A 17932-nucleotide genomic window follows, 5' to 3' on the forward strand; every position below is an offset into this window, starting at 1 on the left:
TTCAAAAAAAGCCCCTCGATCGAGGAGCTTATTTAGTTGATAGACTATAAGTTGAGATTATTTTTCTTTCTTGCGATAGCTAAACAATCCAGCATTTAGAATCAATACTCCAAATAGTGTAGTGAGAATTGAGCTATTTTCACCAGTATTTGGTAAAGTTTTTCTTGTTTTCTCTCCACCTTCTCCCTTAGTTTTCAATGGTTTGGATTGTGGTTGTGTCCCATCTGCACCATTGCTGTTTTGTATAGGGGTTGTTGGGTTTTCACTACCTGCAACTGGCGTTTGGATGCTACCGCCATTGTGATTTACTGACATATTTTTGAAAGTCATAGCATAGATACTAAAGTGATTGGTTTCGAAAGTTACCTTATCCGCATCTTGCTTGAAGTCTAATGCTTGCAAAGCGCCATCTGGAGAAACATAGTAGACATTTTCAACTGGCTTTTCTGCAGAAAGGCTCACTAGAACCATGCCATTTGGCTGGACAGCCTTACCATTGGCGTCGTATAGACGAATATCGTAGGCCTTGTAGTTTTTCGCCGTAAGTGAATTTGACTTAGTTTCTTCTACCTTGATGTAGCTGACGTTTTTGAGTGTTTCCTCTGAAGCACGTACTTGAACACTTCCAATTTCATTCGCAAGGATTCGGCTAGTGCTTGGAGTTACTGGTTTCTCTGGCTTAGCAGATTGTGGTTGATCTGGAACAGCTGGTGTAACTGGTTTTGGTGTCTCTGAAGGCTTAGGTGCCGGTTTTACTTCTGGTTTTGGTGTCTCTGATGGTTTAGTTTCTGGTTTTACTTCTGGTTTCGGAGTTTCAGATGGTTTTGTTTCCGGTTTTACTTCTGGTTTTGAAGTATCAGATGGTTTAGTTTCCGGTTTTACTTCTGGTTTTGAAGTATCAGATGGTTTAGTTTCCGGCTTAACTTCTGGTTTCGGTGTCTCTGAAGGTTTAGGTGCCGGCTTAACTTCTGGTTTTGGTGTTTCTGAAGGTTTAGTTTCAGGTTTTACTTCTGGTTTTGGTGTCTCTGAAGGTTTAGTTTCCGGTTTTACTTCTGGTTTTGAAGTATCAGAAGGCTTAGTTTCCGGCTTAACTTCTGGTTTTGGTGCCTCTGAAGGCTTAGTTTCCGGCTTAACTTCTGGTTTCGGTGTTTCTGAAGGTTTAGTTTCAGGTTTTACTTCTGGTTTCGGAGTCTCTGAAGGCTTAGTTTCCGGCTTAACTTCTGGTTTCGGTGTTTCTGAAGGTTTAGTTTCAGGTTTTACTTCTGGTTTCGGAGTCTCTGAAGGCTTAGTTTCCGGCTTAACTTCTGGTTTCGGAGTCTCTGATGGTTTAGTTTCCGGCTTAACTTCTGGTTTCGGAGTCTCTGAAGGTTTGGCATCCGCATTTACCTTCTTATAACGTAGAAACATGTAACGTTCATTCGGATAACCAAAATATCTACTCATTATCCTGTAGTCCACTTTATAACCTGGTATCCAGCTATAATACGAAACCACCTCATAGCCATCAATATTTTTATGGATATTAATAGTCTCTCCTGGGTTTAAAACTCCATATTCTCGAGATATCTCCTCTCCCGTATCTGCATCTAAATAATCGATACGGTATTTGAGGGGCTCCTGCTTTTCTTCATCTTTTGGCGCTGGTTTTGGTGTTTCTGAAGGCTTGGCATCCGCATTTACCTTCTTATAATCTAGAAACATGTAACGTTCATACGTTTTATCACCAAAATATCTACTCATTATCCTGTAGTTCACCATATATCCAGGCATCCAGCTATCATTCGAAACTACCTCATAGCCATCAATATTTTTATGGATATTGACAGTTTCACCAGGATTTAATACTCCATATTCTCGAGATATCTCCTCTCCCGTATCTGCATCGAAATAATCGATACGGTATTTGAGCGGCTCCTGCTTTTCTTCATCTTTTGGCGCTGGTTCTGGTTTAACTTCTGGTTTTGGTGTCTCTGAAGGCTTAGTTTCCGGTTTTACTTCTGGTTTCGGAGTCTCTGAAGGCTTAGCATCCGCATTTACCTTCTTATATTCTAGAAACATATATCGATATCCAGACGAAGATCCAAAATATCTATCCATTAACCGGTAGTCCACATTATAACCAGACATCCAACGACGATTCGTAACTACCTCATAGCCGTCAATATTTTTATGGATATTGATAGTTTCACCAGGGTTTAAAACTCCAATTTCTCGAGATAGCCTCTCTCCCGTATCTGCATCGAAATAATCGATACGATATTTGATGGGCTCTTGATTTTCGTCAGCTTTTGGTGCTGGTTTCTCCGTAGGTTGAGATGGTTTTTCATATCCAATATAGCCCGCTGGTCGATAATAAAAATAATTAACTGAAATATGATCACTTTCTACACCGTCAACAACACCAGGATAAAAGTTGAATTTCTCGTAAGGTACAGTTTCTCCAGGTTTATAAGAATTACCAGTAGTTGCTCCCCATCTTCCCTCTTCGTGTCTAACATCCGTTATCTCTTCCAAAATATAGCCATCTATATCACCCTTAGGTAAAGTAAAACTCTCACCTGGCTTAATAGTGACTGTTATATCTCGTTTTCCATCATCAATGGAATGAGCCTTGCGATGAAGTGGGAGTGTACCATCGGGCCAAAGTTTAGGAGTTCCAGTATAGCTAAAGCTAATATGAAGAGTCCGTTCGCTCCTATTAGGCTTCTCTAGCGGAAGTGTCTCATATTGAAGCCGACGATGTGCTATAATTGTATCGCCTTCTTTTGTGAGAGTATACTCCCTATCTTTAGATGTCTCATCTATTTCATAAACTTCAGATCCAGCTGTCTTCCCAAAATTATTTAGATTATCATAACTAATATTCAGACTTTTGGGGTAAGCTCTTTCAAGCCTATAGCCTTCAAATCTTGGAGCATCAATTGTTAAATCTTCACCAAAGTTAACAGTTCCTGTCAACGTTTTAGTAGGTTCTACTTCCCCCGCAATACCTATATGTTTAAAATGTAGTTCGATTACATATCGGATAGGAAGATGTTTTTCTTCTTTTAAGGTTGCATCTTCCCTTGGGGCATCAGATGGTTGAGACTCTGCTGGATTTGTTTCTGACGCAGATTCAGGACTAACTTCTTCAGTCGGTTTAACCTCTAGTTTTTCTGAATCACTTGGTTTGCCATTTTCTACTGGTTTTGAAGCTGTATTTGGCTGTTCTGCCACATGTGTATCTGCCTGAGCTGTAAAAGCTGGCACTACACCCAACACCGCAACCGCAAAGGTTGCAATACCGAGTTTAACAAGTTTATTTGTTTTCATAATTTCCTCCTTAGGAATGTAGATTACTTTTGAAGGTGTGTAAATACTACAAAAATCCTATTTTTTTGATTTTAGTGTTTCGAAAAAACCTCAACCACTTGAGCGACAAGGGTTTTGGTGTATCGCCTAAGGACCGTTAAACGATACACTAAAAAAACAAAAAAATACCAATCCAACACAGGCTCAAAAACTTGTTAAATTCGTATTCTCTGAAATATTCACATTGTTATTTTGAATGTTTCGCAAAACGGTCGTTAATCGAAACATATTTACGCCCTCATTGTAGCATTTTGTCTTGTTTTTAGCAAGAAATTTGCGAAACTTTTTTGCGATTGTTGGCCACCTTGTTTCGTTCCAAGACTTTATAGATGGTTGAGGTCGAAATTCGTTCTGTTTTTGCTATTGTTCTGATGCTTGATTCCCCTGCCAAATACTGCTCAATAATTCTCTCTTCCTTATCTCTTGACATTCGCTTGGCACCTAGTTTGACACCATTTTCCTTGGCTTTACGAAGTCCTTCACGGGTTCGAAATCGCAGATTTTCCAGTTCACTTTCTGCCACAAATCCCAAAATGACGCAAAGTAACCTACCGATGAGCGAATCGGTTTCCAGTTTTTCATGCAAACTGACTAGCTGAATATCAGAAGCATTGAATTGTTCAATCAGTTCTAACAATTTGAACATAGAGCTAGTCAGACGATCTAACTTATAGATAGTGAAAATGACCTGCTTACCATCCTGCGAAAGATCCGAAACCAATTTTAAGGCTTTTTCAAGTTCTGGACGTGCATTGTTTGTACCAGATTCACGTTCGATAAAGAGCTGGTCGTAGTGCTTGAGAGCCTCCACTTGTACCTCCAAACCCAGGTCTTGCTTGTGGGTAGAAACGCGAGCATAGCCTATATTGATAGTGGTTTGATACCTTATCAATCGGCCGTTACAAATTTGTAACCTTTATTTTTAAAACAGGTTGACAATCATCTCCTTTTCAGTATAATAGTTACTATAAATTACAAAAGAGGTTAACTATTATGAAAAAAGCACATATTTACGCTATTCCAGCTATAGGGGCTGCTCTGATTGCAGGATTAGCCCAAATCAGTATCCCAATTGGACCTGTACCATTTACTCTGCAAAACTTTGCTATCGGACTCATTGCTACTGTTTTTAGACCTAGGGAAGCTGTTCTCTCTGTTGGACTCTATCTCTTACTGGGGGCTATTGGACTTCCTGTCTTTGCTAGCGGCGGAGCTGGTTTCCACGTTTTAATTGGGCCAAGTGCTGGTTATCTATGGTTTGACCTTGTCTATGCTGGGCTTGCTTCCTATCTGACTCATACGAATAGCAGTGTTGTACGTATTTTCCTAGCCAATCTCTTGGGTGATTCCCTTGTCTTTGTTGGTGGTATTCTCAGCCTCCATTATCTCGCTGGTATGCCTTTTGATAAGGCACTGGCTGTCGGTGTCATTCCCTTTATCATTCCTGATCTTGCAAAAATTATTGCCATTAGTTTTATCGGACGACCACTCCTTCAACGACTTAGTAGTCAACCCTACTTTTCACATAAATAAAGAAAGAAAGAAAGAAAGGAGGTCGGGAATTTTCTCCCAACCTCCTTTCATCTATTTTTTTATGATTGCTTATTGATTTTTGAAGGCATCGACCATCACTTGAAACTCTTCGTTTGAGAGGGTGATTCCTTTCCCCATCTTAGTATGGTCTGGACTCCAAGCACGAATGTCAAACTTTGCTGGTGCTCCGTTAAAACTGACACGATTGATTTCTTTAGTCCAACCTTTTTCATTCTCTGAGAGAGTGAGTAGGTGCTCTTCGATTTCAAATGTAAATTCTGCCATTGTATTCTCCTTTTGATTGTCTTCACTTGATTATTCGTAAAATCTTGTAGATTTTTTTAAAATTGTATATAATAATGTTAAAAAGAAGGGAGGCTCCGATGAAAGATTTATTTAAACACATTCAACAAAAGTTCCAAAGCTTTCTCGACGGGCGAGAAGAACCAGATCATTCCAAAGCCGACTCCCTGACAAGTACCATTAAAGAGGCGCTCCTAAAAAAAACTGCTGTCCACATTATTTTTTCTGATACAAGTTTTACAGGGGATATCATCAAATATGATACAGACCGCCAGCAAATTATCGTTAAAAATTTTGCAAAAAATGTGACCCGAATTATTCGAATCCCAGATATTCAGAAAGTGAGTTTTGTTCCCTCAACCGTCCAAACTGCCCAAAAAAACCGATTTAAGAAAGAGTGAGATGAGTTTGCTTCATCTCACTCTTTTCTATTAACGAATTTGTTCAAAATGAAGGTGAACAGCAATGTGTTCTCCGTAACCACTTCTCTCTAAATCACGTTGCAAACGGTAAGAGATATAGTGTTCAGCAATGGTAATGTAGCCTGCGCCAAGCAAGCGATGCTCAACCATTGATTGAATCATGCTGATTGTCGCACGCTCCACTTTCGCCTCTTCTAGATCCAAGACAACTTTTTTAGTTACCTGAGCTAGATTTTGACGTAAATCATCTGTCAAAACATAAACTGTTTGTGCAGCTTTGAGAATGGCTTGATAGATTTTATCTGGATCAAAGTCGGCAACTTGTCCATCACGTTTAATGACTTGCATAGGCTTCTCCTTTTAGTTTGTATTTTCTTTAATGTCTGCTAACATTTTAGCTTCTTCTGTTGTTAATTCATAATGTTCCAACAAATCTGGTCTACGCTCATAAGTTTTTTTGAGACTTTCATAGAGACGCCATTGACGAATCTTCTCATGGTGCCCACTCATAAGCACTTCTGGAACCACCATACCACGATAATCATAAGGACGTGTGTACTGAGGATATTCGAGGAGCCCAGATGAGAAGCTGTCATCTTGGTGACTGGTTTCCTTCCCAATTACTTCTGGTATCAAGCGAACCGTCGCATCAATCATGGTCATTGCTGCCAGTTCTCCACCAGTTAGAACATAATCACCGAGAGAAATCTCATCTGTTACCAAGGTCTTAATGCGTTCATCATAGCCCTCGTAGTGACCACAGATAAAGATGAGTTCCTCTTCTTGGGCTAAATCTTCAGCATAAGCCTGGTCAAACTGCTTACCTGCAGGATCCAAAAGAATCACGCGCGGATTCTGCTTTTGAATAGCGTCAAAGGCATCAAAGATTGGCTGCGCACGTAGCAACATCCCTTGACCCCCGCCATATGGCTCATCATCCACATGACGGGCCTTTTCAGCATATTCACGAAAATTGTGATACTGGATGTCAAGAAGTCCCTTCTCACGAGCTTTCCCAACGATGGAATGTTCTAGAGGCGAGAACATCTCTGGAAAGAGGGTTAAAATATCAATCTTCATCGTCTAACCCTTCTAAGAGTTCTACATCCACACGCTTATTTGGAATATCAACATTGAGGACAACCGGTGGGATATAGGGTAAGAGCAGATCCCGTTTCCCCTTACGCTTAACTACCCAGACATCATTGGCACCTGGTTGAAGGATTTCCTTGATGGTTCCAATCAAGTTGTCACCCTCGTAAACCTCTAGTCCAATAATCTCGTGATAGTAAAATTCACCCTCATCAAGGTCATTCAGGTTTTCTTCTGCAACCTTCAAACTGTAGCCCTTGTATTTTTCGATATCATTGATGTGATACATATCCTTAAATTTGATGATATCAAAGTTTTTATGCTTACGGTGACTCGCGATAGTCACTGTTTTAACAAATTGATCCTTCTCATCAAATAAGGCAAGCTCTGCACCTTTTTTAAAGCGTTCTTCCGAAAAATCCGTCACAGATAAGACTCTCATCTCACCTTGCAAACCTTGTGTATTGACGATTTTTCCAACGTTAAAATAGTTCATTTGATCTCCTGTGTATGTTTCTCCCTTCATTTTATCACGTTCTAGGTATTTTCACAAGTTGGAGAAAAAGCTAGTTCTGACCTTCCGCTTCTAAATATCCTTCCAAATCTCGTTCATGGTGATACTTGATGGCAGCCTTTTTGTCTTTTTCAAAAATGGTCTTGGTTAGATCAATATCGTTGATAGCTGCGATTGCAACCGTATAATGAATAATATCAGCAAGTTCTTTAGCAAGTTCCTCATTTGAGTCCTGAACTCCCTCTTTTCGTCCAGAACGTCCATTTAAAACCTCGGCTACTTCACCAACTTCTTCAACTAGTTTTATAAAGAGCCCTTCTTCTGTTCTAGATTGCTGGTAATGTTCTAGCAAATAGTCTTGTAATTGTCTAAACGTTAAATCCTTCATATCCTGCTCCTAGCAAAAAAGCGAGACATCCGTCCCGCTTTTTTATTTTTCGTCAATAACGATTCTTACTTTTTTGTCTTCAGTTGGGACAGAGTAGACAATCGTTCTTATCGCAGAGATAGTGCGACCCTTACGACCAATCACACGACCCACATCGCTTTGGTCAAGATCCAAATGATACTCCAAAAATTCTGGTGTATCTTCAATCTTGATAGTTAAGGCTTCTGGTTGTGAAATCAAAGGTTTCACAATTGCAATAATGAGATTTTCAATCGTATCCATCTGTCAACCTACTTTAGAATTATTTAGAGAATTTAGAATCGTGGAATTTCTTCAATACGCCTTCTTTTGAAAGGATGTTGCGTACTGTATCTGAAGGTTGAGCTCCATCAGCCAACCATGCAAGAACGCGATCTTCTTTCAAAGTTACTTGGTTTTCAGCAACAAGTGGGTTGTAAGTTCCGACTGTTTCGATGAAACGTCCGTCACGTGGTGAACGTGAATCTGCTACGTTAATACGGTAGAAAGGTTTTTTCTTAGAACCCATACGAGTCAAACGGATTTTTACTGCCATTTTTAATATCTCTTTTCTTTTATTTTTTTAGTTCGGTGAAATAGCTGAGCTATTTAGCACATGTTCTATTATAGCAGATTTCTGAGAGGTGTCAAGAAAAAAACTTGACAGACTTTAAAATTTTTAAATTTTTTAGAAATTTGTTAGACTAGTAGGTATAAATTAGAAAGAGAAACTTTATGAATACTAGTCTAGAGAACATTTATAAAGACCATCAAGTCAAACCTTATATCTCTCCTGATCGTGATATAGAGGCTTGGCTACTAAATCCTAAGCCTGTTCCCAAATGACACATGGACTTATTACCAGATGATTTACTAGCAGGAGATATCATTCTCCTCTGGAGAATCAACTTTGGAACATTCACCATCGAAACATGATTTTAAAAACTCCCATTCGAATATGATTCAAAATTCGTTTAAAATCAATGTTTTCCCACTTTTTCAGAAAACAAATTTTCATCTAATTTAAATAACTTTCAATTAAATGGTGTGAATTTTGCTTAAAATCATCAAAAACACCCCATGGTGTGAACCATGAAGTGTTGTAAATGCTGTATTGTAGCTAGTTTTTAACGTTTAGAAAACTACCTAGCTTTACGAGCTTTCTTAAAATCTGGTTTGGAAAGTATGCGTTTCAGTTGGACTAAAAACAGCGAAATATCAAGGATTTTAAGAACGATATCTACTAATTAATTTATAAAATATGAATTAATAGATTCTAAATAGGGGAATAGTTTAGGTCTGTAATCATTAAAATAATACACCTAACTTTGGTCACCGTTTTTTAGTTATTCACTCTTTTTTCAGATAGTGTTTTTAAAGTTATGATGTAAAATGCCGCAATTAAAACACTATACATCATAATCGGAGGATAGAGAATTAAGGATAGAATCAAACCCACTCCTTTAATTATTAGGTCAGGTATCAATAACTTTCTATATTGTGCGGTAGCTTCAAGTAATTCTTTCTGATCCATATTGGGTTTATCAATTACTTTATGTAAAAACCAGTTTGCTACCGTTGAAACAATAACGATCAGTCCATAAAAGAGCTGTGCCGTATGGTTCATGAAATGACTACTAACGATTCCAGTAACATAGGGCATAAATGAAACAAAAAATAAAAGAAACAAATTCCACCAAACAATTTGTGGGGAAATTTTCTCAACCTTTTCCCATAGTGTGTTTAGTGCCATCCATAACGATCCTAACCAGAAAAAGGAAAGAAAATAAGCAAAGAAATTTTGCCGTAAATCCCAAAAAGCTTGAAGACTTGGTGTCGTTGGTTTTTCTAATTCTAAGATTAGGATAGTCATTATAATTGCTAGAACCGCATCTGTTAATGCAATTAATCTATCTTTCTTCATCAGATTACATAGCCTTTCATTTTGTAGAATTCTATCTCATCGTATAATACTTATTAATCTTAAATATTAGATATTCATTTCATACTCTGAGTACAAAGAAGATACACTAAAAAATGTATCTGTCATATCTTATTTAACTTTAGAAATATTCATCCATCTAATTAATAAATTCTATCATATTTCACAATAAATGACTACTATCAAAGATACATTTTCTTTCAAATTCCTCCCTTTTCAACTTGGCTAACTTGACCTGCATTACCTAGGTCGCTTTGCTTTAAATTACACTTTTTTCTTAAACATTTGATACGAGTAGGTATTTCTTGTGAGTAATTTTCATCAAAAAATTTCATAGATAAGTCCTATATATAATCATGGTAAAGTAGTAAAAATAGTTGTTATCCTAGTTGATTAAAAAAGTCTTTGATTTCCTCATCTTTTATAAAATAATATATAATTTTCCCCTCTCTTCTAGTATCCAAGATGTTTTGATTGGCTAGTTTACGAAGATGGTGGGAGGCAGATGCCATACTGAGATTTAGTAAACAGGCTATATCACATACACAGAGTTCTTCAACAGCAAGGAGATAAAAGATGATATTTATCTGTTTATTATCGGTAAATTTTGATAAAATGCGAAGTGATTTTTGGACTTTTTCCTTTTCAAGGTAGTTCGTTGCGGTTGTAACATTTTGTTGATTTATAATATTCACTTGGCAGATACTATCTTTTTTCATAATTTTTTCTCCTAGCCGAACACAGTCCTTAGCATGTCAAAGCTGTTGTTTTCAATCAGGATATACATCCCCAATCCTAAATAAACAACGGCAATAAACCATCTGCTATATTTTTCCAAAGTTTCTCCAACAGAAGGGACTTGTGCCAATTTTTGGGCAGAAAAAACCAAGAGATAAATCATGACTAGAAAAGTAAGTAAAGCCACTATCAAATTCGCTAAATTTAAGGTAATAAAATATGGGACAAAAACACCAATATTGTCAGCACCACAACTTGCAAAAGTAATCATAGCGACTAGAAAAATCAGGTTTTTATCATCTTTGCGCAAACCATCTTTTGCAATAGCTTCTCCATCAGAATCTCCTAAAAGCAAAACTTTGAGTCCTAGGAAAATTGGAATCAAACCGAGCAAACCTAAAATCTCTTTACTAGGAATATAATTTAAGACAAATGCAAAAAGTAAACTTAGCAATATTAGACTAACAGAGCCTAGAAATTGTCCTAAATAGATGTTAATGATGTCTTTTCTGCTTTTTCTTTTGGCAAAAAATAACATTAGGATAATAAGTAAGTCTACGGCTGTCCCAGAATACAGGATTATTGAAGTAACAACATTTTGAATCATAAAATACCTCATTCAAATATATTTTTGAATGTATTCTAACATTAAACTTTGTAGATGTCAACTTCAGCTCCATCAAAGTATAGATAAGAAGGTAGAGATTGGACTGAAATATAGTGAAATGTATTAAAATTGAAAAAAGAAAAAACGCTTGAAATCAGAGTTTTTCTTATGTATTGATTCGTATTGAATGCTTACTTCACTTCTGTAAAAATTAACTTCTACACCTACAAAGCTTATTCTGACAGACTTTATAACAGTCTAAGAAAAAAAGTAGAGATCTATACAGTATCTAGATTTTCCAAAATTTCTTTATCATCAAATATTATTAACGAAATTATCCAAACCAAATCCGATGCATTGCTTCAAAGAATTCTTTAGTTGTTTGACTATCAAGGGCTTTTATTAAAAAATTTTTTCAAATAATTGCCTCATTGACACATAAATTCTTGCTTTCTAAATTTAAGTGTGATATATTTATAACATAAAATTTAAATGTTATATATTTATAACACGAAAAAGGAGTCTATCATGAAAAAAAGTCAAAAAATGCTTGGCCTCATTGCAATGATTGCCGTAGCTCTCTTTATTGATTTTATTGTTTTATTTGGTTCTAATCTTAGTTGGGGACCCAAGTTAGTTATTGCTGGTATTTCAGTGTCAGGTCAAATTATAGCTATATGGAGCTGGCTACATATGAAACCACGGCCTCATAAGATTCAGAAAGGTAAGGGGAAGACTATTTTTGACTTGTCTGCTAAGCTTTACGCGATACTTTTGTTTGCAGCAAGCATTTTTTATACAGTAGGGATTTGGGTTGCGACCCCAAGCGAAAGTTCTGGTATTAAAGAATGGATTTTGGGAATTGGTCTCGTTATTGAAGTTATTGTATTTGGTTTTTTCTGTTTGAAAAATGTCAAGGAAACTCCAGACGAACGCTTTTATGCTAATTTAGCCAAGGCAGCTAGCTTGATGTTTGTTTTTATACTAGGCGCACTGATAATCCTAGCAGTTATCATTGGGTATATGGGGTCCCTCACTCTTTACATGGGCCAGATCTTTATTAGCATAGCTGCCTTGATTTTCATCTTTGCGGTTGTCTATTTTATCTTGGAACGGAGAGGATAAGCATGGCCAAAGAAAGCAAGATTATTACTAATCTCAAATCAATTCGTGAGTCCACAGGCATGACCCAGCAGGAGTTAGCCGACCTCATCGGCATGCGACGCGAGACAATTCTGCACTTGGAAAATAACCGTTACAATCCTTCACTGGAAATGGCTCTTAAAATTGCTCAAGTTTTTAATCTGAAAGTAGAAGACCTCTTTGAACTCAGACAGAAAGAGGAAGCATAATTCTTTTCGAGACCTAGTATTAAGTTCATTGATTAATTAGGAATTGAAGCCAAAAGAAAAATCCTTTGAAAATATACTCTTTTAAAATATAGTAATTCTTATGGCATTGATATCCCAAAACATTGAGATACGCTTGTTGAAAAAGGATATGCTACTATCGAAACCGCCTTTGACTCGCTTGACCATCTAAATGCTACTATGAAATAGAGTAGCCTTAAAAAGAAGGTATTACTGGTCTCTCCAAGATGAAGGCCGCCGAATTGAATCAAGCAATCATTGACCGCCATCCTAAAAAGAATCTCTAATCAACCAAGTCAGGTTGGTTTTTTTTGAAAACAGTTTCTAAAAAAATCTAATCAATTCACTTACGAGAAAAAATTTTTTATGATAAACTGATGTCTAATCAAAAAGAAATGGAGACTATAATGCCTAGAAATTTCAAAGAAGCTCTTTTATTTACAACACTAATGTGTTCCATGATGGTACTCGGTATGTCTATTTGGAATCTTTTTATTGTTGGTCAACTTTCACTACATCATTTAGCCCTTGGTTACATCCCTGGCTTTGTCACAGCCTTTTTATTGGATGTCATCCTTGTGGGACCAATCGTTAAGTCAATTGCCTTTCGTATCCTCAAGGATCATCATAAACGCTGGCAGAAAATCATTACAATTTCTGGAGGAATGGTAGTTCTCATGGTCATTTTCATGTCCTTCTATGGACTTTTCTACAATGGCATTGCTATCACACCCAAGACCTATCTAAGTGCCTGGATCGTAAACTTTATTGCAGCTCTTCCTCTAAATTTCCTAATTGTTGGACCAATTGCTCGTTTTATACTAAGTTCTTTTCAGAAACCATTTGCTGGGGAAGAAGAAGTTGAAGATTTTCAAGATGATGATGAAATCCCAACTATTATCTAGGCCATTTTTGTAAACTACTAATATTTGAAATCCACTTTCAATTAGGGTACAATGGTAGAAATGATTTTTGAAAGGATTCCCATGAAAAAAATAGTAACACTTCTATTAATCTCAACTTTTGCCCTTGCTGGATGTAGCAGTATCCAACGTAGTCTGCGAGGGGATGACTATGTAGATTCTAGCTTGGCTGCCGAAGAAAGTTCCAAAGCAGCTGCCCAATCTGCCAAAGATCTTAAAGACGCCTTGACAAATGAAAATGCCAATTTCCCACAACTATCTAAAGAAGTTGCTGAAGACGAGGCTGAAGTCATTCTCCATACAAGTCAAGGAGATATCCGCATCAAACTCTTTCCAAAGCTAGCCCCTCTTGCGGTTGAAAATTTCCTAACTCACGCTAAGGAAGGTTACTACAATGGCGTTACCTTCCACCGAGTGATTGATGGCTTTATGGTTCAGACTGGTGATCCAAAAGGGGATGGTACAGGTGGCGAATCCATCTGGCACGATAAGGACAAAACAAAAGATCAAGGAACTGGTTTCAAGAGCGAAATCTCTCCATATCTCTATAACATCCGTGGTTCTCTCTCCATGGCTAATACTGGCCAACCAAATTCCAATGGTAGCCAGTTCTTCATCAACCAAAATACGACAGACATTTCTGCCAAACTTCCTACAAGTAGCTACCCAAAGAAAATTATCGAAGCCTACAAAGAGGGTGGTAATCCCAGTCTAGACGGAAAACACCCTGTCTTTGGTCAAGTCATCGACGGTATGGATGTTGTTGACAAGATTGCCAAAGCTGAAAAAGACGAAAAAGACAAACCAACTACTGCTATCACTATCGACAGCATTGAAATTGTTAAGGACTACGATTTCAAATCTTAAAAACCAAAAAATACAGTATCCTCGTTAGGTACTGTATTTCTTTTACTCTCATTTTAAGTTAAGTTGTTAAAATCCCAGATTTGGTCCATCCAGCCTTCATAGAAGTCTGGTTCGTGGCAAACCATAAGGATAGAGCCCTTATACTCTTTTAGAGCTCGTTTGAGTTCGTCCTTGGCATCCACATCCAAGTGGTTGGTTGGCTCGTCCAGCACCAAAACGTTGTTTTCACGATTCATCAAGAGACAGAAACGAACCTTAGCTTGTTCTCCACCTGATAGAACTTGAATCTGGCTTTCGATATGCTTGGTTGTCAAACCACAGCGGGCAAGGGCTGCACGAACTTCTGCTTGATTGAGGGCCGGAAAGGCATTCCATACCGCTTCTAGTGGTGTTTGGCGATTGCCTCCTTCCACTTCTTGTTCAAAGTAGCCAAGTTCCAGGTAATCTCCACGTTCAACATCCCCAGCAATTGGTGGGATAATTCCTAAAAGACTCTTCAAGAGGGTTGTTTTCCCGATACCATTGGCACCGATGATGGCAACCTTTTGATTACGCTCAAAGGTAAGATTTAATGGTTTTGTAAGTGGGCGGTCGTAACCAATCTGCAAGTCCTTTGCTTGGAAGATAAAGCGGCCTGGTGTACGTGCTGGTTTAAAATCAAAGGACGGCTTTGGTTTCTCACTTTGAAGCTCGATAATGTCCATCTTATCCAATTTCTTCTGGCGAGACATGGCCATGTTACGAGTTGCGACACGCGCCTTATTACGGGCTACAAAATCCTTGAGGTCAGCAATTTCCTTCTGTTGACGTTCATAGGCTGCCTCTAGTTGCGATTTCTTCATAGCATAGACTTCTTGGAACTGGTAGTAATCCCCAGAGTAGCGAGTCAACTGTTGATTTTCTACATGATAGACGATATTGATCACATCGTTGAGGAATGGAATATCGTGCGAAATAAGGACAAAGGCATTTTCATAGTTCTGCAGATAGCGCTTGAGCCAGTCAATATGCTCAGCATCCAAATAGTTGGTAGGCTCATCCAAAAGCAAGATATCTGGCTTTTCAAGAAGAAGTTTGGCTAAAAGTACCTTGGTTCTTTGTCCACCTGACAAGGCTGTTACATCTGTATCCATCCCATAATCCATGACACCAAGGGCACGCGCAACTTCGTCAATCTTAGCATCCAAGGTATAGAAGTCACGACTTTCCAAACGATCCTGAAGTTCGCCGACTTCTTCCATTAGGGCATCAATATCAGCGCCCTCTTCTGCCATTTCCATGTAGAGTTCATTGATACGTGCTTCTGCCTTAAATAACTCATCAAAAGCAGTACGAAGGACATCACGCACGGTTTGGCCTTCTTTTAACACAGCGTGCTGATCCAGATAACCAGCTGTTACATATTTAGACCACTCCACCTTTCCTTCATCAGGTAACATTTTACCAGTTACGATGCTCATGAAGGTTGATTTCCCTTCACCGTTAGCACCAACTAATCCGATGTGTTCACCTTTAAGGAGACGGAAGGACACGTCTTCAAAAATCGCACGGTCACCAAAACCGTGACTCAAATTTTTAACTTCTAAGATACTCATTTTAATTCCTTATCTTGTTTTTATGTAGTAGTTTATAAAGGACCCAAGCCAGGTAGCCACCCAAAGTATTGGTCCATAAATCATCAATCTCAAAGACCCGATTAAAATCAAAGAAAAAGTCTAAAGCTAGCTGTGTACACTCGATTCCCAAACTCAATAAAAAGCTAAACAAAATCACTTTCTTCGTTTTTCTTAATTTAGGATTGAGATAGAGAAGCTGGAAAATCAATGGAAAAAGCAAGAGGATATTTAAGGCATTCTGCAAAAAAATCCAAAAAAGCTGAAAAAGGCTTGTTACTTCTCCAAGTTTCCAAAAAGAGTTGAATGGAGTCAAAAGAAAAACCAGGCGTCCAAGATGTTGAATACCTGGAGTTTCCACTCCTGTAGGAAGTTGAGGCTGGGGACTAAAGCAAAAACAGACGATACTAAGACTGTATAAAATCACTCCCAAGCTAAGTATTTTTTTTCGTTTCATCTTATGGATTTACTTCTGCTACTGCTTTTTGACGATCACGCTTCATGGTATTTGAACGCAATTGTCCACAAGCCGCATCGATATCAGTACCATGTTCCTGACGAACGACACAGTTGACACCTTTTTTCTTGAGCGTATCATAGAAGGCCATCACACGCTCTTTAGGGCTTCGACTATACTGGTCATGCTCACTAACTGGGTTGTAAGGAATCAAATTGACATATGACAATTTCTTAATGTTCTTAAGCAATTCTGCCAACTCAAGCGCTTGTTCTACTCCGTCATTGACTTCATTGAGCATGATATACTCAAAAGTCACACGGCGGTTGGTTGTATCGATGTAATACTCAATCGCTGCAAAAAGTTTTTCAATCGGAAAGGCACGGTTAATCTTCATAATGCTTGAACGCAGTTCATTGTTTGGAGCATGAAGAGAAACAGCAAGGTTAACCTGTACTCCTTCATTAGCAAAATCACGAATCTTGTGAGCCAAACCAGAAGTTGATACTGTAATATGGCGAGCGCCGATAGCCATTCCCTTATCATCATTGATGGTACGGATAAAGTTCAAGACATTATTGTAGTTATCAAATGGTTCCCCAATTCCCATAACTACGATATGACTGACACGTTCGTCCTGTCCACGCTCATCAAAATATTTTTGAACCAGCATAATCTGAGCGACGATTTCCCCATTATTAAGGTCACGTTGCTTCTTGATCAAGCCTGATGCACAGAAAGTACAACCAATATTGCATCCTACCTGCGTGGTTACACAGACTGACAAACCATAGTGTTGACGCATAAGGACAGTCTCAATCAACATACCGTCTGGCAACTCAAAGAGGTACTTAACTGTCCCATCTGCTGACTCTTGAACGATACGTTGTTTCAAGGGATTAACCACAAACTGCTCGTTGAGTTTGGCAATCAAATCCTTGGACAAGTTAGTCATTTCCTCAAAAGACTGAACACGTTTACGATAAAGCCATTCCCAGATTTGATCTGCACGGAATTTCTTTTCTCCCTGTTCAAGTGCCCATTCTTGCATCCCTTGGCGGGTTAAACTATAAATCGACGGTTTCATCTTTTCTCCTTATTTTCTACTCACTTCTGACGAATGACGAAATGACGCTGCCCCTTGTCTTCTTTCTGGGATTTTTGTTCTTTTGAACGTCGTCTATTTCTTTTATCTGTATGATTTCTTTTCTTGTTTTGAGAAGGTTTCTTTCCTTTTCTAGAATCTTTTTCTTCCTCTTTTTTGCGCATCTTTTGGTCAAAGGACGCCCGCTTAGGCACTTGGTTTTCTAAGACAAAATAGGCACAACCATAGCTACAGTACTCTAGTAGATAATCCTGCAAGCGACTGATTTTTTCTAAAGACTCTTCAGCGCGTTCATTCTTATAAAAGCCTCGCAAGCGCAACTGTTCATTACTCCAGTCTCCTACGATATAGTCGAACTTAGTCAAAACTTCTGAAAAACGTTGAGTAAAAGCCGTTACATCAAAAGCATCCTTGCTATTTTCAACCAAGGTAAAAGCAAAACCTTCAGCCTCGACCCTAGATCCAGTCACACGAAACTCTGGACCAGGGAATTTATTGTAATTGTATAATTCAGGTGCAATCTCTTTACGCATAATTTTCCTTTTTCAACGATTTCTTAACACTCTATTTTACCATATTTTCGGGATATTTTCACCTTTAGTCTTAAAATAAAAAAAGTCTGACGATTTAAGAATCCAATCTAAAAAATTCGTTTTTCCTGAAAAAAGAAAAAACTGGGAAACCCCAGT

General features: G+C 38.1%; 23 protein-coding genes and 1 pseudogene. 7 read left to right on the forward strand and 17 right to left on the reverse strand.

Annotation, left to right across the window (positions count from 1 at the left end):
* Positions 1-57: 57 nt before the first annotated feature.
* Together QM874_RS02425 and QM874_RS02430 are read right to left on the reverse strand one after the other, a co-directional pair.
* Complete coding sequence (locus tag QM874_RS02425; protein ID WP_414316071.1) at positions 58-3312, reverse strand: LPXTG cell wall anchor domain-containing protein; 3255 nt, start codon at positions 3310-3312, stop codon at positions 58-60.
* A 301-nt stretch (positions 3313-3613) separates the two neighbouring features.
* Positions 3614-4174 carry a recombinase family protein gene (locus tag QM874_RS02430; protein WP_414316072.1) on the reverse strand — a complete coding sequence of 187 codons (561 nt, stop codon included), beginning with the start codon at positions 4172-4174 and terminating at the stop codon, positions 3614-3616.
* 170 nt (positions 4175-4344) lie between these two features.
* Here QM874_RS02430 and QM874_RS02435 point away from each other — a divergent pair, with 170 nt between their 5' ends.
* Positions 4345-4884, forward strand: a complete 540-nt coding sequence (locus QM874_RS02435) for a biotin transporter BioY (RefSeq protein ID WP_414316073.1) — start codon at positions 4345-4347, stop codon at positions 4882-4884.
* 69 nt (positions 4885-4953) lie between these two features.
* Here the strand turns inward: QM874_RS02435 and QM874_RS02440 are convergent, their stop codons facing one another.
* Positions 4954-5169: a YdbC family protein gene (locus QM874_RS02440; protein ID WP_000807425.1), complete on the reverse strand. Its 216-nt coding sequence runs from the start codon at positions 5167-5169 to the stop codon at positions 4954-4956.
* A 98-nt stretch (positions 5170-5267) separates the two neighbouring features.
* On the opposite strand from QM874_RS02440, the gene QM874_RS02445 reads away from it, so the two are divergent.
* Positions 5268-5588: a hypothetical protein gene (locus tag QM874_RS02445; protein WP_414316074.1), complete on the forward strand. Its 321-nt coding sequence runs from the start codon at positions 5268-5270 to the stop codon at positions 5586-5588.
* A 30-nt stretch (positions 5589-5618) separates the two neighbouring features.
* On the opposite strand, the gene QM874_RS02450 is transcribed toward QM874_RS02445, so the two are convergent.
* The 6 genes from QM874_RS02450 to rpsP all read right to left on the reverse strand — a co-directional run bounded on the left by QM874_RS02450 (position 5619) and on the right by rpsP (position 8177).
* Positions 5619-5957: an ATP cone domain-containing protein gene (locus QM874_RS02450; RefSeq protein WP_001196044.1), complete on the reverse strand. Its 339-nt coding sequence runs from the start codon at positions 5955-5957 to the stop codon at positions 5619-5621.
* Between the two features lie 12 nt (positions 5958-5969).
* Positions 5970-6689: a tRNA (guanosine(37)-N1)-methyltransferase TrmD gene (gene trmD / locus QM874_RS02455; RefSeq protein WP_414316075.1), complete on the reverse strand. Its 720-nt coding sequence runs from the start codon at positions 6687-6689 to the stop codon at positions 5970-5972.
* Complete coding sequence (gene rimM / locus QM874_RS02460) at positions 6679-7197, reverse strand: ribosome maturation factor RimM (protein WP_049509146.1); 519 nt, start codon at positions 7195-7197, stop codon at positions 6679-6681. Before rimM ends, trmD begins: the two co-directional genes overlap by 11 nt.
* Positions 7198-7267: 70 nt before the next feature.
* Positions 7268-7603, reverse strand: coding sequence for a MazG nucleotide pyrophosphohydrolase domain-containing protein (locus QM874_RS02465; protein WP_414316076.1), 336 nt, complete (start codon positions 7601-7603; stop codon positions 7268-7270).
* A 42-nt stretch (positions 7604-7645) separates the two neighbouring features.
* Positions 7646-7885 (reverse strand): RNA-binding protein KphA, encoded by a 240-nt coding sequence (kphA, locus tag QM874_RS02470; protein ID WP_075228645.1) that lies wholly within the window; start codon positions 7883-7885, stop codon positions 7646-7648.
* Between the two features lie 19 nt (positions 7886-7904).
* Entirely contained in the window at positions 7905-8177 is a 273-nt protein-coding gene (gene rpsP / locus QM874_RS02475; RefSeq protein WP_000268760.1) for a 30S ribosomal protein S16, read from the reverse strand.
* Between the two features lie 179 nt (positions 8178-8356).
* On the opposite strand from rpsP, the pseudogene QM874_RS02480 reads away from it, so the two are divergent.
* A pseudogene (locus tag QM874_RS02480) lies at positions 8357-8557 on the forward strand (hypothetical protein).
* Positions 8558-8963: 406 nt separating this feature from the next.
* Here QM874_RS02480 and QM874_RS02485 read toward each other — a convergent pair.
* The 4 genes from QM874_RS02485 to QM874_RS02500 all read right to left on the reverse strand — a co-directional run bounded on the left by QM874_RS02485 (position 8964) and on the right by QM874_RS02500 (position 10908).
* Entirely contained in the window at positions 8964-9545 is a 582-nt protein-coding gene (locus tag QM874_RS02485) for a TMEM175 family protein (RefSeq protein ID WP_414270266.1), read from the reverse strand.
* A 218-nt stretch (positions 9546-9763) separates the two neighbouring features.
* Complete coding sequence (locus tag QM874_RS02490) at positions 9764-9898, reverse strand: hypothetical protein (RefSeq protein WP_414270267.1); 135 nt, start codon at positions 9896-9898, stop codon at positions 9764-9766.
* A gap of 45 nt (positions 9899-9943) precedes the next feature.
* Entirely contained in the window at positions 9944-10282 is a 339-nt protein-coding gene (gene cadX / locus QM874_RS02495) for a Cd(II)/Zn(II)-sensing metalloregulatory transcriptional regulator CadX (RefSeq protein ID WP_000711083.1), read from the reverse strand.
* An 11-nt stretch (positions 10283-10293) separates the two neighbouring features.
* Complete coding sequence (locus QM874_RS02500; RefSeq protein ID WP_084972499.1) at positions 10294-10908, reverse strand: CadD family cadmium resistance transporter; 615 nt, start codon at positions 10906-10908, stop codon at positions 10294-10296.
* A gap of 528 nt (positions 10909-11436) precedes the next feature.
* Between QM874_RS02500 and QM874_RS02505 the strand changes: the two genes are divergently transcribed.
* The 4 genes from QM874_RS02505 to QM874_RS02520 all read left to right on the forward strand — a co-directional run bounded on the left by QM874_RS02505 (position 11437) and on the right by QM874_RS02520 (position 14068).
* Positions 11437-12033 carry a DUF3796 domain-containing protein gene (locus tag QM874_RS02505; RefSeq protein ID WP_414316077.1) on the forward strand — a complete coding sequence of 199 codons (597 nt, stop codon included), beginning with the start codon at positions 11437-11439 and terminating at the stop codon, positions 12031-12033.
* Between the two features lie 2 nt (positions 12034-12035).
* A complete protein-coding gene (locus QM874_RS02510; RefSeq protein WP_414316078.1) occupies positions 12036-12260 on the forward strand; it encodes a helix-turn-helix transcriptional regulator in 225 nt (74 codons plus the stop codon).
* 707 nt (positions 12261-12967) lie between these two features.
* A complete protein-coding gene (locus tag QM874_RS02515; protein ID WP_060956389.1) occupies positions 12968-13183 on the forward strand; it encodes a hypothetical protein in 216 nt (71 codons plus the stop codon).
* 81 nt (positions 13184-13264) lie between these two features.
* A complete protein-coding gene (locus QM874_RS02520; protein WP_414316079.1) occupies positions 13265-14068 on the forward strand; it encodes a peptidylprolyl isomerase in 804 nt (267 codons plus the stop codon).
* 53 nt (positions 14069-14121) lie between these two features.
* On the opposite strand, the gene abc-f is transcribed toward QM874_RS02520, so the two are convergent.
* Genes abc-f through QM874_RS02540 form a run of 4 tightly spaced genes read right to left on the reverse strand, consistent with a single transcriptional unit; the run spans position 14122 to position 17776 of the window.
* Positions 14122-15663 carry a ribosomal protection-like ABC-F family protein gene (gene abc-f / locus QM874_RS02525; RefSeq protein WP_414316080.1) on the reverse strand — a complete coding sequence of 514 codons (1542 nt, stop codon included), beginning with the start codon at positions 15661-15663 and terminating at the stop codon, positions 14122-14124.
* Position 15664: 1 nt separating this feature from the next.
* Positions 15665-16138 carry a VanZ family protein gene (locus QM874_RS02530; RefSeq protein WP_414316081.1) on the reverse strand — a complete coding sequence of 158 codons (474 nt, stop codon included), beginning with the start codon at positions 16136-16138 and terminating at the stop codon, positions 15665-15667.
* A gap of 1 nt (position 16139) precedes the next feature.
* Positions 16140-17225, reverse strand: coding sequence for a 23S rRNA (adenine(2503)-C(2))-methyltransferase RlmN (gene rlmN, locus QM874_RS02535; protein WP_414316082.1), 1086 nt, complete (start codon positions 17223-17225; stop codon positions 16140-16142).
* A 20-nt stretch (positions 17226-17245) separates the two neighbouring features.
* Positions 17246-17776, reverse strand: coding sequence for a YutD family protein (locus tag QM874_RS02540; RefSeq protein ID WP_075231930.1), 531 nt, complete (start codon positions 17774-17776; stop codon positions 17246-17248).
* Positions 17777-17932 lie beyond the last annotated feature (156 nt).

It is taken from the genome of Streptococcus infantis (assembly GCF_047463615.1).
Lineage (GTDB): Bacteria > Bacillota > Bacilli > Lactobacillales > Streptococcaceae > Streptococcus > Streptococcus infantis_X.